Origin of the sequence: Plantactinospora sp. CA-294935, from assembly GCF_050936445.1 — a bacterium.
Taxonomy (GTDB): domain Bacteria; phylum Actinomycetota; class Actinomycetes; order Mycobacteriales; family Micromonosporaceae; genus Plantactinospora.
Genome location: NZ_JBNJMU010000001.1, coordinates 8,391,845 through 8,407,104, shown reverse-complemented (window position 1 = coordinate 8,407,104; position 15,260 = coordinate 8,391,845). Strand labels below are relative to the sequence as shown.

14 protein-coding genes and 1 pseudogene are annotated in these 15,260 nt (G+C 66.9%); 13 read left to right on the top strand and 2 right to left on the bottom strand.

Annotated elements, in window-relative coordinates; all coding sequences use genetic code 11:
• Nucleotides 1–29: 29 nt before the first annotated feature.
• Nucleotides 30–1,733, bottom strand: a complete 1,704-nt coding sequence (locus ACQEVC_RS36910; protein ID WP_432887512.1) for a carboxylesterase/lipase family protein — start codon at nucleotides 1,731–1,733, stop codon at nucleotides 30–32.
• Between the two features lie 348 nt (nucleotides 1,734–2,081).
• On the opposite strand from ACQEVC_RS36910, the gene ACQEVC_RS36905 reads away from it, so the two are divergent.
• The 9 genes and pseudogenes from ACQEVC_RS36905 to ACQEVC_RS36865 all read left to right on the top strand — a co-directional run bounded on the left by ACQEVC_RS36905 (nucleotide 2,082) and on the right by ACQEVC_RS36865 (nucleotide 11,196).
• Nucleotides 2,082–3,836, top strand: a complete 1,755-nt coding sequence (locus ACQEVC_RS36905; protein WP_432887509.1) for a tannase/feruloyl esterase family alpha/beta hydrolase — start codon at nucleotides 2,082–2,084, stop codon at nucleotides 3,834–3,836.
• Between the two features lie 437 nt (nucleotides 3,837–4,273).
• Entirely contained in the window at nucleotides 4,274–5,038 is a 765-nt protein-coding gene (locus ACQEVC_RS36900) for an ABC transporter ATP-binding protein (protein WP_318396353.1), read from the top strand.
• Nucleotides 5,031–5,723 carry an ABC transporter ATP-binding protein gene (locus ACQEVC_RS36895; RefSeq protein ID WP_432887505.1) on the top strand — a complete coding sequence of 231 codons (693 nt, stop codon included), beginning with the start codon at nucleotides 5,031–5,033 and terminating at the stop codon, nucleotides 5,721–5,723. Before ACQEVC_RS36900 ends, ACQEVC_RS36895 begins: the two co-directional genes overlap by 8 nt.
• Nucleotides 5,724–5,774: 51 nt before the next feature.
• The gene (locus ACQEVC_RS36890) at nucleotides 5,775–7,019 is read left to right on the top strand and encodes an ABC transporter substrate-binding protein (protein WP_432887502.1); all 1,245 of its coding nucleotides are present in this window, start codon (nucleotides 5,775–5,777) and stop codon (nucleotides 7,017–7,019) included.
• A gap of 83 nt (nucleotides 7,020–7,102) precedes the next feature.
• Nucleotides 7,103–7,975 (top strand): branched-chain amino acid ABC transporter permease, encoded by an 873-nt coding sequence (locus tag ACQEVC_RS36885; protein WP_432887499.1) that lies wholly within the window; start codon nucleotides 7,103–7,105, stop codon nucleotides 7,973–7,975.
• The gene (locus ACQEVC_RS36880; RefSeq protein WP_432887496.1) at nucleotides 7,972–9,024 is read left to right on the top strand and encodes a branched-chain amino acid ABC transporter permease; all 1,053 of its coding nucleotides are present in this window, start codon (nucleotides 7,972–7,974) and stop codon (nucleotides 9,022–9,024) included. Before ACQEVC_RS36885 ends, ACQEVC_RS36880 begins: the two co-directional genes overlap by 4 nt.
• A 99-nt stretch (nucleotides 9,025–9,123) precedes the next feature.
• Nucleotides 9,124–9,804: a TetR/AcrR family transcriptional regulator gene (locus tag ACQEVC_RS36875; protein WP_432887492.1), complete on the top strand. Its 681-nt coding sequence runs from the start codon at nucleotides 9,124–9,126 to the stop codon at nucleotides 9,802–9,804.
• A gap of 234 nt (nucleotides 9,805–10,038) precedes the next feature.
• A complete protein-coding gene (locus tag ACQEVC_RS36870) occupies nucleotides 10,039–10,776 on the top strand; it encodes an SDR family oxidoreductase (protein ID WP_432887489.1) in 738 nt (245 codons plus the stop codon).
• Nucleotides 10,773–11,196 (top strand): annotated as a pseudogene (locus tag ACQEVC_RS36865) (hypothetical protein). The gene ACQEVC_RS36870 and the pseudogene ACQEVC_RS36865 overlap by 4 nt, the downstream one beginning before the upstream one ends.
• Before the next feature lie 242 nt (nucleotides 11,197–11,438).
• On the opposite strand, the gene ACQEVC_RS36860 reads toward ACQEVC_RS36865, so the two are convergent.
• Nucleotides 11,439–12,326, bottom strand: a complete 888-nt coding sequence (locus ACQEVC_RS36860) for a phosphotransferase (RefSeq protein WP_432887486.1) — start codon at nucleotides 12,324–12,326, stop codon at nucleotides 11,439–11,441.
• Between the two features lie 382 nt (nucleotides 12,327–12,708).
• On the opposite strand from ACQEVC_RS36860, the gene ACQEVC_RS36855 reads away from it, so the two are divergent.
• Genes ACQEVC_RS36855 through ACQEVC_RS36840 form a run of 4 tightly spaced genes read left to right on the top strand, consistent with a single transcriptional unit; the run spans nucleotide 12,709 to nucleotide 15,232 of the window.
• Nucleotides 12,709–13,743: a GH25 family lysozyme gene (locus ACQEVC_RS36855; protein WP_432887483.1), complete on the top strand. Its 1,035-nt coding sequence runs from the start codon at nucleotides 12,709–12,711 to the stop codon at nucleotides 13,741–13,743.
• Between the two features lie 13 nt (nucleotides 13,744–13,756).
• Nucleotides 13,757–14,650, top strand: coding sequence for a hypothetical protein (locus ACQEVC_RS36850; protein ID WP_432887480.1), 894 nt, complete (start codon nucleotides 13,757–13,759; stop codon nucleotides 14,648–14,650).
• Between the two features lie 19 nt (nucleotides 14,651–14,669).
• Nucleotides 14,670–15,089 (top strand): hypothetical protein, encoded by a 420-nt coding sequence (locus ACQEVC_RS36845; protein WP_432887477.1) that lies wholly within the window; start codon nucleotides 14,670–14,672, stop codon nucleotides 15,087–15,089.
• Nucleotides 15,086–15,232: a hypothetical protein gene (locus ACQEVC_RS36840; protein ID WP_432887474.1), complete on the top strand. Its 147-nt coding sequence runs from the start codon at nucleotides 15,086–15,088 to the stop codon at nucleotides 15,230–15,232. Before ACQEVC_RS36845 ends, ACQEVC_RS36840 begins: the two co-directional genes overlap by 4 nt.
• Nucleotides 15,233–15,260 lie beyond the last annotated feature (28 nt).

The window sequence follows — 15,260 nt, the reverse complement described above, 5'->3', positions numbered from 1 at the left end:
CCCCGGCCGTCGTCAGGCGGAGACCGTCCTCACCGGTCGGTCGTCGACCCGAGACGGATGTGCCGATCGTCCGCGTCCAGCACCAGGCTCGCCGGCCACCGGTCCCAGGTGCGCCCGAGTCCCCGGTGCTGCGGCGATCCCGTGTGGACGAAGCTCCGGATGCTGGCGATCATCAGGTCCGACAACCTCAGTCGGCCGGGCTGGTTCTGCTGACTGAAGGCGTACGAGAAGACGTTGCGCCCGAAGTTGCCGAACACGAAGGGCAGATCGATCGCGTGTACGGCGCCGTACACCTGGTCGAACGGCGCGGGCTCCTGATTCCAGTCGAACCTGTAATGGTAGAGCGATCGATTCCCGCTGCGAGCCAACGCATCCAGTGAATCCCGGTTGATGCCCGTGAAGACGGCTTCGGTCAGCGCGGCAGCAGCATCGTTCCAGCCCTCGGGCTTGTCTACCGGAAGATATTCGTCCCTGAGTAAGTCGGAGGTGGTCAGGTTGCCGGGGTTGTCGGGATCGAACAGGTACTGCAACGTGAACCGGTCGTAGTCACTCGGCTTGTGCGCGCCGATTGAACTGCCGAACAGCTTCCCCTCCTCGAGGGTGTTCCCGGCCAGTAGGGGCACGTCGCGATCGACCCCGGACTCGAGCACGGCGTACGGGTCCGAGGGGATCACCGTGCCATCGGCGATGACCGCCGGCGTTGCGTCGAGTTGGTGCCTGACGAGCACTCGTACCAGGTCGTCGGCGGAGAGCGAACGGAGCAGGTCGATGCCGCTTCTGCCCGGAGAGGGGTGGTCGCTCTCCGCGGCCTGCATGACACGGTCGGCGTAAGCCCTCGCGTTGGCCACACTTCGGGTGTTCAGGCCGCCGCTGAGCGGGATTGCCTTGTCGACCATTTCGCGCGCCAGTGGGGAGACGAGCAGGGACCATACATTCACCGCACCTGCCGACTGGCCCATGACGCTGATGTTGTCGGAGTCGCCACCGAACTTCCGGGCGTTCTGGTCGACGAAGCGGAGCGCGTCGATAAGGTCGAGAGTGCCGAAGTTGCCGGACGCCGACAGCGGGTCGCCGTCCCCTGAGCCTTCGGCGCTCAGCCAGCCGAAGATTCCCACCCGGTAGTTGACGGTCACGACCACGGCCTGGGCGCGCCTGGCCAGCTCCCGCCCGTCGTACATCGGATCCGCCGAATAGCCGACGACATTGCTCCCGCCGTGGATGAAGAACACGACGGGCAGGTCGCGTTTCGACGTCGACGGACGGAAGACGTTCAGCGTCAGGCAGTCCTCCTCGCCCACGGGCTGCCGCAGCCCGTCGCGCACCGCCAGGTCGTAGAGTGGCCCGTTCGGCGACGGGCTGAAGAAGCGTCCCGGCTGCGTGCACCCCGCCCCGTACTGCTGGGTGCGCCGGACATCCATCCAGGACCGGTGGGGCTTCGGCGGCCGCCATCGGAGATCGCCCACCGGCGGCTCGGCGTATGGAATTCCCAGCCACGAGTACGTCCCGGTCGACCGGCCCTCGTCCCGCCCGACGATCGGACCCAGCGTCGTTCGGACGAGGGTCGGGTCGTGTCCAGGCCGGACAGTGTGGGCGGACGCACTGGTGAACGGCATGGTGGCCAGGATTGCGGTCGCAAGGACGATGCCGAGGATCAGCCGGAGCAGAGATGACGTCGTGCGACGGCGCCCGGCCGATCCCCGGACGATTGTGGCCCCGGACGGCATAGCAGGCATCGGCACTGCCTCCTTGGGTTCAGGATTTGGCACGCGGTGTCGCCTTATCGCATCTACATTGCCACCGCGTGCCAGCACTGTTGCATGCATCACTTACGCGGGGCAAGGGCCGGGCCGCTTGCCTGCGGACCACCGTCGGCCCCGCAAGGTGACGCTGCTCCCTGGCCGGCTCGACGGCGCCGCGAAACCTTGATCCGCCGCTCAGGCCAGGAGGAGTCCTCAAGGGTCCGACACCTGGCGTTCCTCCGTCGGCCCTTGCGGGCGGTTGTGACGCATGGCACAGTGATGGCACTCAGTGCCGTCTGCGAGCGGCCTGGCGGCACAGCGTGCTTAGGCAGGAGGTCCGCAATGAGCCAAGTGCTGCGAGTTCGTGGAAGATCGAGACGATTCCCTGCCGGACTGGTGCTCGCCACCACGCTGGCGAGCGCGACGGCGGTCCTCGGGCCTGCGCCTGCCGCCGCCACAGTGGACCTTTTTCAACCTGAACCGCGCGGCGCTCACACACCGCGTCCGACCTCGCGCTCCAACGGACCGCAAGGGGAGGTTGAAAAAGGTTCAGTGGACACGGCTCCGAGCTGCGCGGAGTTGGCGGGCAGGGAGATTCCGGCGTCGGCAATCAGTTTGCCGACCAAGGGCGGCCGCGTCGGGTCGGCAGCCCTGGTAACCCAGACCGTGGCTGGCGAGACCATCGAGTACTGCAGCGTCGGTGCGGCGCTCTTCCCAATCGATCCCTCCGCGCCGGACATCAGGCTGCACATCGCTATGCCTGTCGACTGGAACCGCAACGCAATGATGTTCGGTGGCGGCGGATACAACGGAACGATTCCCAACATCACGCAGAACGTGCCATTCGGGCGTCCCGATCAACCGACACCCCTGGCCCGTAGGTACGTGACGTTCGCAAGTGACTCCGGCCACCAGGCAGGTCCCGCAGGCTCCTTGGACGGGTCCTTCGGCATGAACGACGAGGCACTTCGTAATTTCGCCGCCGGCGATGCGCTCAAGAAGACCCGCGATGCCGCCATGTACCTCGTCCGTCGTGGCTACGGTGCAGGGCCCAGCCGAACGTACTTCGCGGGCGGTTCGACAGGCGGTCGTGAGGCTCTCGTCGTCGCGCAACGGTGGCCGGACGCCTTCGACGGCGTCATCTCCGCCTACCCTGCCTGGAACAACACGGCCGAAGTCCTGCATCTCGGATACCTTGCGCAGGTGATGTCCCGTCCTGGCGCATTTCCCGGGCCCGACAAGCAGGCCCTCCTCTACAACAGCGTCATGGAGGCATGCGACGGACGAGACGGCCTTGAGGACAAAATCATCTCGAACCTCGACGGCTGTGACCTCGACCCCCGCGTGCTCCGCTGCCCCGAAGGCGTCGATGCCGGCCCGACATGTCTCTCCGATCCGCAGATCACATCGGTCATTGCCGCGTCCAGGCCGTTCAGCTGGCCATACCGGATCGCCAGCGGTGAGCGGTACTATCCCGGCTTTCCTCTCCTTTCAGGTGCCGACATGAGAACGCCGGTTCTTGGATTCGGCACCTCCGCGCCCGCTAACCCCATGCCGGCAACAAGTGGATATGGGGCCCAGTACTGGGACCAGTGGGTAAAGTACTTCCTGACGAGGGACCCCGACTACAACTCCCTTGCTATCGACCCTCGGCGACCAGGAAAATGGCTCCCCCGAATCAGCTACCTCTCCACCATCCAGGATCGCAACAACTCGGACCTCCGTCCCTTCGCGCGCTCCGGCGGAAAGCTGCTTCTCCTTCATGGTTCGGCGGACGAGCTGGTCTCCCACCGCTCGACGAACGACTATTACCGGCGGGTGCTCGACACGGTAGGGCCCCGGCAGACACAGGAATTCATGCGGTACTACCTCGTGCCGGGTGCAAATCACGCCAACGTCGGCGCACCCGCATTCGCCGCCAACTGGGACTCGCTCTCCGCTCTCGAACGTTGGGTCGAGGAAGGACGGCCGCCTGTCAAACCGGTGGCTATAGACGGCAGGAGCGGCAGAACGCGCCCGCTCTGCGAGTACCCGCGCTGGCCGAAGTACCGCTCGGGTGATCCCGACAGCGCCCACAGCTTCGTGTGTGCGCGTTGACGTCAGCCGACCACGCGCCGCGCCGTGGCGCTCCGTCGGCGCCCCAGCACGGCCGGGGCGCAGGTGCCCCGCTGTTCAGGTGGAAAAGGTTCGGTGACCAGCCGCGGCGCAGAGCCGCGCGAACCGTGTGACTGAGAAGGGACTGAGATGCCTCGACCGCCAGCGCTGCTCCTCGCCCGGGGGAGTGCAGCCGAGTTGACAGCAGGCTCGTGTGGGTGCGGCCAGCTACCTGTCAGGGGGGCGCAGGACGTTGGTTCGCCAGTACTCCGACAGACCACAGTCCAGGGCATCTCCGCCTCCGCGCGTCTGGCATGTACCACCGTTGGTTCCCGGCGTGCGACGTCCATGACCTGTCCGGCCGCGGGTGTCCGGCCCCCGCAGGTCACTCGGAGCCCGCGGGTCGCCAGGAGTCCGCAGGTCGCCAGGAAGGAAGCCGGGTGACGACCAGCGGTCGGGTGGCGCTTCGCACGCGGTCCCTGACGAAGGTGTTCCGGGGCTTCCGCGCGGTCGACTCGGTGGACCTCGAGGTTCGCGAGGGCAGCGTGCACGCGCTGGTGGGTCCCAACGGTGCGGGCAAGACCACGTTGTTCAACCTCCTGACCGGATTCGTGTCCCCGACGTCCGGGGCGATCGCGGTGTTCGACGAGGACGTCACCGGCCACCAGCCCGAGCAGGTCGCGCGCCGTGGCGTGGCCAGGTCGTTCCAGATCACCAGCCTCTTCGAGACCCTGACGAGCCGGGAGCACGTGGAGCTTGCTCTCCAGGGGCTCACCAGCCAGGGGTTCCGGTTCTGGCGGTCGGAGAAGCTACTCGGCAGGAACCGCGCCCGCGTGGACGAGCTGCTCGCGCAGGTGGGGCTGACACCGCTGGCGGAGAAGCCGGTCGGACTGCTCGCCTACGGGCAGAAACGCGCGCTGGAGCTGGCACTGGTGCTGGCGCTGGACCCACGGGTGATGCTCCTCGACGAGCCGACGGCCGGGATGGGGATCGAGGACGTCGACCGCACCATCGAGCTGGTCCGTCGCATCGCGGTCGGCCGCACGGTGGTGTTCGTCGACCACAACATGCACGTGGTCGGCAGCCTGGCTGACCGGGTGACGGTGCTGCAGCAGGGCAAGGTCCTGGCGGAGGGTGCCTACGACGAAGTCCGCAACGACGAACGGGTGATCACCGCTTATCTGGGCGAGGCCGACCATGCTTGAGGTCGATGGTCTGAAGGCGTGGTACGGCGAGGCGCAGGCGCTGCACGGGGTGAGCGTGCGCGTGGGAGAGGGCGAGGTCGTCACCCTGCTCGGACGCAACGGCGCGGGCAAGACCACCCTGGTGCGGTGCCTGATCGGCCTGCACCGGCAGGTCGGCGGCAGCGTCTCCTTCCTCGGCCGCGACGTCACCCGCGTGCCGGCCCACCAGCGGGCCCGCGCCGGCATGGGCTGGGTCCAGGACGACCGCGGCATCTACGCGAGCCTCACCGTGGAGGAGAACCTGCTGCTTCCGCCCAAGGTCTCCGACCGGGCATGGGCGCTGGAACGGGTCTACGAAACGTTCCCGGTGCTCGCCGACCGCCGCAAGGCGCCGGGCACCACGCTGTCGGGTGGGGAGCAGCAGATGCTGGCCATCGCCAGGGCACTCCGGACCGGTGCCCGGCTGCTGCTGATGGACGAGCCCTCCGAGGGCTTGGCCCCGGTGGTCGTGGCCCGGATCGCGGCGATCATCCGCCAGATCAAGGCCACCGGCGTCGGCGTGCTGCTCATCGAGCAGAACGTCAAGTTCGCAGCCACCGTGGCTGACCGGCACTACCTGCTCAGCCAGGGCCGCATCGTCGAGACCCTCGACAACTCCGAATTTCGGCGGCGCGAGGGCGAACTCCTCAAGCACCTCGGCATCTGACCGGTCGACCAGACGACGCGACACATCCGACACGACACGAGGAGAACCACCATGAAGAGCAAGCGGATTCGGGCCGGGGCCGCGGCCATGACAGGGGTACTGCTCCTCGGCGCCTGCGGTCGCGGCGGCCCCGGGGGTTCGGGTGGTGATTTCACGGACGGCAAGCTGGTTCTCGCGGTGCTCAACGACCAGTCCGGCGTCTACAAGGACGCGTCGGGGCCCAACAGTGTCAAGGCGGTCAAGATGGCGGTGGCCGACTACCAGAAGAAGTACGGCGACAGGGCCGTCGTCGACGAGATCGAGGTGACGTCGACCGACCACCAGAACAAGCCGGACATCGCGAACACCAAGGCTCAGGAGCTGTACGAGCGCGGGGGAGCGGACGTCATCCTCGACGTGCCGACCTCGTCCGCAGCGCTGGCCGTCGCCAACCAGGCGAAGAACCACAAGAAGCTGTTTCTCGACGTCAGCGCGGCGACCACCGAACTGACCGGCGCTCAGTGCAACAAGTACACCTTCCAGTGGGCATACAACACCTACATGCTCGCCAACGGCACCGGCACGACCGTCACCGAGCAGGGTGGCAAGAACTGGCAGATCATCTACCCCGACTACGAGTTCGGCCAGAACATGACCGAGTCCTTCACCGACGCGATCTCCAAGGCAGGTGGCACGGTGCAGGGCACCATCCCGACGCCGTTCCCGAACGACAACTTCGCGACCTTCCTCACCAAGGCAGGCAGCACCAATCCCGACGTGATCGGCACGATGCAGGCCGGCGGTGACCTGATCAACGTCGTCAAGCAGTTCAACGAGTCGGGGTTGAAGGAGAAGGGCATCGACCTGGCCGTCGGGCTGATGCTCATCACCGACATCCACTCTCTGGGCGTCGACCAGTTCGCCGGCACGATGTTCACCGACGCCTGGTACTGGAACATGGACGACGAGTCGCGTGTGTGGGCGGACCGGTTCCGCGACGAGACCGGGACCCGCCCGACCTTCGAACATGCCGGCAACTATTCTGCGGCGCTCCAGTACCTGGAGGCGGTCCAGGAGGCCGGTACCGACGACGCCGACGCGGTCGTCGGCAAGCTCGAAGGCAAGAAGATCAATGACGTGTTCCTGCGCAATGGCGAGATCCGCGCCAAGGACCACCTCGTCGTCCACGACGCGTACCTGGCCCGCGTCAAGGAGCCGTCGGAGGTGAAGGAGGAGTGGGACTACGAGGAGATCGTGACCACGATCCCCGCGGCGAAGGCATTCCCTCCTGCCGAGGCGTCCGAGTGCGCGATCTGAGCGGTGGTCCGGTTTCGTAAGCCCCAGGCACCCCAGCCCCAGGCACCCCTCGGCGCCCAGGGTCGGCACCGGGAAAGGAACCCATGAACGCAGTGCTGCAGTACGCCGTACAGGGCCTGGCGGCCGGCAGCTTCTACGCGCTGGCCGCCCTGGGACTGGCGATCATCTTCGGCGTCCTGGGCGTGGTGAACTTCGCCCACGGCGCGTTCTACATGCTCGGCGCGGTCACCGCAGCCGTCCTGCTCGACACACTCGGTCTCACGCTGTGGTGGTCGCTGCTGGTGGTGCCGGTGCTGATGTTCGTCTTCGGCGTCGTGGTGGAGCGGTTGCTCGTGCAGTGGCTGCTCCGGCTCGACCCCCTCTACAACTTCCTGCTCACCTTCGGCCTCACGCTGGTCCTCGTGGAGTTCGTCAAGCAGAGGTACGGCGTCTCCGGGCTGCCGTACAAGGCTCCGGACGCGCTATCGGGACGCGTCGACCTGGCCGGCGTCGTGTTGCCGCGCTACCAACTGTTCGTCTTCCTGTTCTCCGTGGCGATCTGTGTGCTCGTCTGGCTGCTGATGACGCGGACCAGGATTGGCATGATCGTCCGGGCGGCAACCGAGAAGCCCGAGCTCGCCCGTGCCCTCGGCATCAACGTGGGCCGCTGGGTGACTCCGGTCTTCGGTTTCGGCGTCGCGCTCGCTGGCCTGGCCGGCGTGCTCGCCGCACCGTTTCGGGCGATCACGGCCGACATGGGCAACAATTTCGCGATCATCCTGTTCGCGGTCGTGGTCATCGGGGGCCTCGGTTCGATCGTCGGCGCCGTGCTCGCGGGTTTCATGGTGGGCCTGGTGGAGGCGTTCGGTCAGGCCTACGCCCCGACGTTCGCGCAGATCCTGATCTTCGTCCTGATGGCCCTGATCATCCTGGTCCGCCCCGCAGGGTTGTTCGGACGCAAGGAGGCGACGGCATGACCCAGCCCGTGGTCACCCAGCCCCCGGTCACCGAGGCGCGTGCTCCCGTCGCGGCCGAAAGCCCGAGGCTGCGATGGGTTCTGCTGACCGCCGGCCTGGTGGCAGCGCTGGCGCTGCCGTGGTTCGTCTATCCGCCCGTGGCGATGGACATCGTGGCCATGGCGCTGTTCGCGATCGCCCTGGACATCCTGCTCGGCTACACCGGCCTGCTGTCCTTCGGACACGCGGCGTTCTGGGGCAGCTCGGCGTACGTGACGGGCCTGATCGCGACGCACTACGGTGTGCCGTTTCCCGTGGCCGTCGTCGGCGGCGCCCTGTTCGCGATGGTTCTCGCCCTTCCCGCCGGCTATCTGTCGGTGCGCCGGTCCGGGATCTACTTCGCGATGGTGACCCTCGCCTTTGCGCAGATGGTCTACTTCATCGGGTACCAGTGGAGCGACCTGACCGGCGGCGAAAACGGGCTGCAAGGGGTGCCCCGGAAGTTCTTCGGCATCGAGTTGGTGGAGACCGAGTCGTTCTACTTCTACTATGCGGCCTTGCCGATCCTCCTGCTCGGCATGTGGGCAGCCTGGCGGATCGTGCACTCGCCGTTCGGACGAGTCCTGGTGTCGATCCGGGACAACACCCAGCGAGCACGGGCGCTTGGCTACGAAGTGGAGAAGTACAAGGTCATTGCCTTCGTGCTCTCCGCCGGACTGACCGGCCTGGCCGGCGGCGTGTTCGCCATCAACCACGGTTTCGTCGCGCTGACCGAACTCCACTGGAGCACCTCCGGCGAAGTCGTGCTGATGACGGTGCTGGGCGGCATCGGCACGCTGTGGGGAGGGGTCCTGGGTGCGTTCCTGTCCGTGATGCTCGCCGACTATCTCGCCTCGTCCGGCTTCGACGGCATCGACCTGGTCACCGGCTCGGTCTTCGTCCTCGTGGTGTTGCTGTTCCGGCGTGGAGTCTGGGGTACCGTTCGTCACCAATGGCTGGCCTGGCGGCAGCGCCGTACGTCGTCGCGCCGCACGTCGGCCGGTGCCGACCCGGCGAGGCGCGGGCCGTGAGCCGCTGCAGACGTCTCGCAGGGTTACAGAGTTCGGCAAACTCACGATGCGCGGGAACTGAACTTCGCGCAACACCAGATCAGGAGAGGGCACCTGTCGGTGACTTCGCGGAGAATACTCGAGACCAAGTACCGGATCTCGGAAACGGCAATGGCCTTGTTCCTCGAGGAGGGGTACGCAAATGTTACTGTCGAAGCCGTCGCGGAGGCATCGAGCGTGTCCCGCCGCACCGTTTTCCGACACTTCGAAAGCAAGGACGAACTCGCGTTTCCGGACCACACCGAACGCATCAGGCTCGTCGAGCGATGCCTCGTTGAATCCGCTCCTGATACGGATCCGGTAGAGGCCGTCGTCGCAGCCACGGAGGAGTCGTTGCGCGACTTCCTCAGTCGACCCGAACTGGTCCTCCGGCGATACAAACTGACGCGCGTCGTGCCCGAGCTACGGAAGCGGGAGGTCATTGAACACGAGCGGTACGTGGCGCTCACACGTTCGTTCCTGCGCGATCATCTCTCGGCCGACGCCCCGCCTTTTCAGTCGACGGCCCTTGCGGCCCTCATCGACGCGATCCACCGATCCGCGCTCGGAAACTGGGTACGCAGCGGCGGCGCGACTGACGCCGTCGCCGAGTTGGAGGCGGGCATGGAATGGGTCCGCCGCCTCATGGTCCAGCAGTCGACTTTCTCCACCTCTCCACTGCTCCTCGCGTTGCTCCCTGACACGCCGCAAACCCGCCGCGTCCTGACCTCATTGAGAGACGCGGCGGAGGAACTGCGCTAGCCGGGGCGGACAGGATCATGAATGAACCTTTTTCAACCTGAACCGCGCGGCGCTCACACACCGCGTCCGACCTCGCCCTCCGACGGACCGCAAGGGGAGGTTGAAAAAGGTTCAATGAGTATCGCGTGGGGAGTGCCTGGAAGGCCGCCCGGGTTACCAGGACCTGGGCGGACTCCAACGCAATCATGAACAAGCTCGTCGGCCGTTACCCGGGCATGTGAGGAGGAGCAGGAGTTGCCGAACCTGACGTTCGACTTCGCGGGGAGAACCGCGATCGTGACCGGAGCGGCGCGAGGACTCGGACTCGAGTTCGCCCGCCTTTTCCACGAGTCCGGGGCGACGGTGTTCCTGGTCGACGCCGACGCCGACGCGGTCGCGCTGGCGGCAGACGAGTTGGGCGCCGTCGGCGTTGCCTGCGATGTCACCAGCACCGAAGCCGTCGAGGCCCTGGTGAAGCTGGTGGTCACGACGGCCGGCCGCCTGGACATCATCGTCAACAACGCCGGCATCCTCCGGGACCGTCGACTGTGGAAGCTTTCGGACCAGGACTGGGCCGAGGTGCTGGACGTCCACCTGGGCGGGACTTTCCGGCTGACCCGCGCTGCGGTTCCTGTCTTCCGAGAGCAGCGGTACGGCCGCGTCATCAACGTGACCTCGTACACGGGCCTGCGCGGCAACATCGGGCAGGCAAATTATGGCGCGGCCAAGGCCGGAATCATCGGCTTCACCAAGACCGCGGCCAAGGAACTCGCGACGTTCGGTGTCACCGTCAACGCCATCTCGCCCAACGCCGAGACGCGAATGATCGGCTCGATTCCTGAGGAGAAGCGTCAAGAACTCGCCGCCGCCATCCCACTCGGTCGGTTCGCGGCGCCCAGCGAAATGGCCACTACCACGGCGTTCCTCGCCTCAGAAGAGGCCGGATACATCACCGGAGTTGTCCTTCCCGTGGACGGAGGAATTTCGATATGACCAGGCCGGACCAGCGGATCGTGATCGTCGACGGTGCCCGTACACCGGTAGGCAACTACGGTGGAGTGTTCAAGGACACGCCCGCTCACGAGTTGGGCGCCGTCGCCACCAGGGCGGCGCTGGCGCGCTCGGAGGTGCCTGCCGACGCCGTCGAGGAAGTCGTGATGGGCTGCGTCGGCCAGGTCGGGCCCGATGCCCTACAACGCTCGTCGGGTAGCCATCGCCGCCGGACTTCCGCTATCCACACCGGCCTACACCGTCAACCGGTTGTGCGGGTCCGGACGCCAGGCCATCTGGTCGGCGGCCATGGAGATGGGCTGGAACGACGTCGACTTCGCCCTTGCCGGCGGTGACGAGTCCATGACCAGGATGCCTTCTACGACTTCGCCACCCAGTCCGCCGCGGCCGAACGCGGGCTGACACCCCTGGTCGCCATCGAGGCGGTTGCCACGGGTGCCATGTCCCGAGTGAACCAGTGAACCTCCTTCAACCTGGACCGCGCGACGCCTACGCACCACGTCCGACCTTGCGGTCTGCCGGACCGCAAGGGGAGGTTGAAAAAGGTTCAGTCATGTCGAGGCGGGATAGGGGATTGCGTCGATGGGGCCTGAGGTCATGAACACGACGGCATGCAACGAGTCGCGCGGTGTGCCCAGCCTGGTTCAGCTCAGCCGGGACTCAGCCACGTCCAAATGCCAGTCGATGACCTCAGATGAAGCGGATCCGATCACCCGGGAGAGTTGGTGCAGCATCCAATGTGCCCAGTACATCCGGAGGGTTGCGGGGGCGATCCGGTCGACGAGAATCTCGTCCAGGTGGGCTGCAGCCGCGTTCTCGACGGGGTCGGCGTCCGGTGACCGGACGAACCACTCTCGATCAAGACGGGTTTGGACGAGAGCGAAGAGTCGATCACCACGGTATGCACCGAGATTCCAGTCGACGACCCCGGTAGCGCGGTCATTCTCATCGAAGAGAACATTCGCCGCTGTGAGATCGACGTGCACCAGGTCATTGCCAACCATTTCGTGTGGCTCGCGTTGGAGAATGCGAAGCATTTCACTCAGCACCCAGTGGCTGCGCGGACTGTGCGCCTCCATCACCTCGTGGCGGGGACATGGATCGCCGCTGCGATCAGGGCATAGCGGCCGCACCGGCACATCGGGCCGCGCGGCAAGAGCGCCTGTGAAACGGTCGTTGATCTCTACAATCGCGTCTACCCGCGCAGGGGTCATGCGCCGGGGCGGTGCACTGGGCAGCCGCTCTTGCACGAACGCTACGCCGTCATCCAGTTCGACCACCAGGTCGTGCCTGGGCACCGGTAGCCCGCGGTCACGGACATAGGCAAGCACTTCGGCGGTACGCCTCGCCTCGGCGAGTGGGCCCAGGAAACGAGTCACCACAGCAAGTCGGCCGTCCGGCCACGAGGCGTAGATCGCGCCGCCGAGCCTCCCGTGTGGAGCGCGACCAATGACCCTCAGACCCGTGCCAGTACGCTGATTGATCGCCGATACGGTCTCGTGGTCTCGTGTCGCCAGCAATCCACTATCCATATTCGAAGCCTTACGTCAGGCACAATCAGGCGAGCAATCCTCGGTAGCCCAGGCTGGGAGTAGAGTAGCAAGGTCAAGGTTTCCGGAGGTCCCCGGGAAGTTCATCCGCGACTACCAACGTGCTGCTTGAGAAGCCGGCCGTAGAAGGTGCTGTGTCCGACGCCGAGGAGGCGGCAGAGCAGACGGACCGGGTAGGTGGCCCTCTTCCGCAGCGGTGAACCGATACTCCTCGGCCCGGTTCGCCGCTTCGTCTCGCGCGCGACGAAGACCGCAGCCTTTCGAGATCTCCTTCTCCAGTCCCGAAGCCGATCGACGGATCCGTCCGCCGGGCTTCAGGGCTAACCCGGATGGCGGATCCGGTCCCAGGCCGGACCCTGGGGTCATGAGCGGGATCGAAGAGAAGTACCAGGAACTGCTGCATCAGGGCTGGGTGCCGGCCGTGCCGCTGCCGGTCGTACCCCTGCCCGCACCCGGCACCCACGGACGCTTCTTCGGGTACGTGCTGTCCAACGGCGTAGCGGTCACGATCTACGAGCACCCGGACACCGGCACGTTCGAGGTGCACGGGGCGATCCTGGCCCGTTACCTCGAGCTCGGCGGCCCGCTGGCCCTCGGTTTCCCGGTCAGCGACGAGGTCGACGACGTCGTCGGCGGGCAGCCGGTCGGCCGGGTGAGCCACTTCCAGTACGGTTCGATCTTCTACCACCACGGCACCCTGGTGGAGCTGCGGGCGCTCAGCGCCCCCGGCACGGCGTTCGAGGTCGTCGACGGCATCGACGTCTCCTACGCACAGGGGACCATCGACTGGTCGGCCGTCGGCCAGGCAGGTCTCGGCTTCGCCTATATCAAGGCCACCGAGGGCGACAACCACACCGACAACCAGTTCGCCCACAACTGGGCGGGCAGCGCCGGCCATCTGCCGCGCGGTGCCTACCACTACTTCCATGCCCGCACAACGCCCGACGCGACCCGCGCTCAGGCCGACCACTTCACCAACGTGCTGACGGCGGCGGGCGGCGGCGCAGAGCTGCCGCCGGCGGTCGACGTCGAGACGCTGCCGCACGGGGTGACCGCGGAGCAGGCCGTGGTGTCGCTCCAGTTCTTCATCAGCATCGTGTGGCAGGCGACCGGACAGCGTCCGCTGATCTACACGTACCCGTCGTTCTGGACCAGCCAGATGCGCGGGAACGCCACCTTCGACGGCAAGCATCACCTGTGGATCGCGAGCTACGGCCGGCCGCTGGGCCACGGTGCCCACGCCACCCGGCCCAACGGCCCGCTGCTGCCGCGCGGCTGGTCGGACTACTCGGTCTGGCAGCACGCCATCGGCGCGGGCATTCCCGGCATCGCCGGCCTCGTGGACCGCAACATGGTCGCGGTGCCCGGCGGCCAGAGCGTCGTCGACTTTCTGCACTGACGGGAGATACCCGATGGACACCTTTCTCGGCCAGCCGATCACCGGCGGCGTCAACGCGACCATGGCCCAGGTCCTCACCGCAGTGGAGGACGACCTGTGGAGCACGTGGAAGGCCTCGCCGGACGAAGCGGACTTCCACCCCTGGGCCGGTCTGGTCGAGCCGGTCATCGGCACCCGGCCCGGCGACGGCCGGCACGCCACCGGCGCGGCCGTCGACCTCAACGTGACCGAGTGCCCGTACATCGTCACGCGCACCGGTGAAACGTACGGCGGCGAGGCGGCCGCGCACGACCAGCAGGAGTTGCGCCGGCGGGTGGTCGAGGTCTACGACCGGGCGGTCGCGTTCTTCACGTTCAGCGGCCGACGGTCCGACACCAGCATCCGGGTGAACGACACCATCGAGTTCACCTACGACCGGTTCCGCGAGCTGTCCGACGCGCTGGTGTTCTACCTGTCCTGGGCGATCTCGGCCGTGCACGTGCGGGTGAACCGGCCACCCATCGCCGACGCGCACGCCCTGCCCGACGGCCACCCGGCGCTGCGCGCGATCCCCGCATCCGAGCTGGCCCAGCCGGCCGACGCCGCCATCCCGGCGATCGAGTTCCTCTACGCCGACGAGTTCTGGGCCCAGAACCACCAGGGCTGGCCGTACGGGCCGGAGCAGCAGTACTGGCAGATGCTGCGCGACTACGAGACCGTCCGCACCCCGATGCTCCACGGCAACCCGGCCCAGCCGATCACGGCGACGCGCAATCCGGCCCACGGGTTCCTCCAGCTCCGGAAGGAACTGGTGTGCTCACTGATCCACGTGGGCGACGCGATCCTCGGCACTCGCCGCATGCGGTGGGGGGCCAGCGACTTCGGCGCTCGCGAGAGCGGCGACGTCATGCACTTCGACGTGGGATAGAACCGAAGGGAGAAAGGTGATGACCGACAGGAAGACCATCGACGAACGGCTCGACGTGGCCCGTACGGTCGGGCTCGTGGCCGAGTTGCGGGCATCCGTGCCGGTGCTCGGCGGATCGGCCGACGGCCGGGCCGCGGCGCGCGAACGGCTGGGCCGCACCCTGGACGACTACGTGACGGCCACCACACGGCTGGCCGACGTACTGGCCGGCCGAGCCGACGAGGTGCGGTCCAAGCTGGACGCCCTGCAGGAAAAGCGCACCGCCCTCGGCGAGCCGGACGCCGCCCATGCGTTCGACAACGCGATGGTGCAGATCCGCACGCTGATCGACCGGACCACCGACGGCGACGTCGCCGCGTTCGCCAAGCTGATCGCCGGCCGGGTGGCGACGGCCGCGACTCAGCTTCGGACCGAGATGGAAGGAAAGGACGAACAATGATCACCGTGGTCGACCGATTTGGACAGGCCATCGGCTACATCGACGAAGCCCCGCTCCTGCCGGAAGGCGGCGGCGACGGCACCGGCGGCGTGGGACTGCTGGAAGGGCTACTCGTCGTCGGACTGGCGTTGCTGGCGCTCTAACGGCCGATGGTGCGAGGGGTGGCCCCGG

Excerpts from the sequence above, each read along its gene's own strand:
- ACQEVC_RS36845 (WP_432887477.1), top strand. The coding sequence starts at position 14,670 with ATGACCGACAGGAAGACCATCGACGAACGGCTCGACGTGGCCCGTACG.
- ACQEVC_RS36855 (WP_432887483.1), top strand. The coding sequence starts at position 12,709 with ATGAGCGGGATCGAAGAGAAGTACCAGGAACTGCTGCATCAGGGCTGG.
- ACQEVC_RS36860 (WP_432887486.1), bottom strand. The coding sequence starts at position 12,326 with ATGGATAGTGGATTGCTGGCGACACGAGACCACGAGACCGTATCGGCG.
- ACQEVC_RS36910 (WP_432887512.1), bottom strand. The coding sequence starts at position 1,733 with ATGCCTGCTATGCCGTCCGGGGCCACAATCGTCCGGGGATCGGCCGGG.
- ACQEVC_RS36885 (WP_432887499.1), top strand. The coding sequence starts at position 7,103 with ATGAACGCAGTGCTGCAGTACGCCGTACAGGGCCTGGCGGCCGGCAGC.
- ACQEVC_RS36905 (WP_432887509.1), top strand. The coding sequence starts at position 2,082 with ATGAGCCAAGTGCTGCGAGTTCGTGGAAGATCGAGACGATTCCCTGCC.
- ACQEVC_RS36895 (WP_432887505.1), top strand. The coding sequence starts at position 5,031 with ATGCTTGAGGTCGATGGTCTGAAGGCGTGGTACGGCGAGGCGCAGGCG.
- ACQEVC_RS36880 (WP_432887496.1), top strand. The coding sequence starts at position 7,972 with ATGACCCAGCCCGTGGTCACCCAGCCCCCGGTCACCGAGGCGCGTGCT.
- ACQEVC_RS36890 (WP_432887502.1), top strand. The coding sequence starts at position 5,775 with ATGAAGAGCAAGCGGATTCGGGCCGGGGCCGCGGCCATGACAGGGGTA.
- ACQEVC_RS36840 (WP_432887474.1), top strand. The coding sequence starts at position 15,086 with ATGATCACCGTGGTCGACCGATTTGGACAGGCCATCGGCTACATCGAC.
- ACQEVC_RS36850 (WP_432887480.1), top strand. The coding sequence starts at position 13,757 with ATGGACACCTTTCTCGGCCAGCCGATCACCGGCGGCGTCAACGCGACC.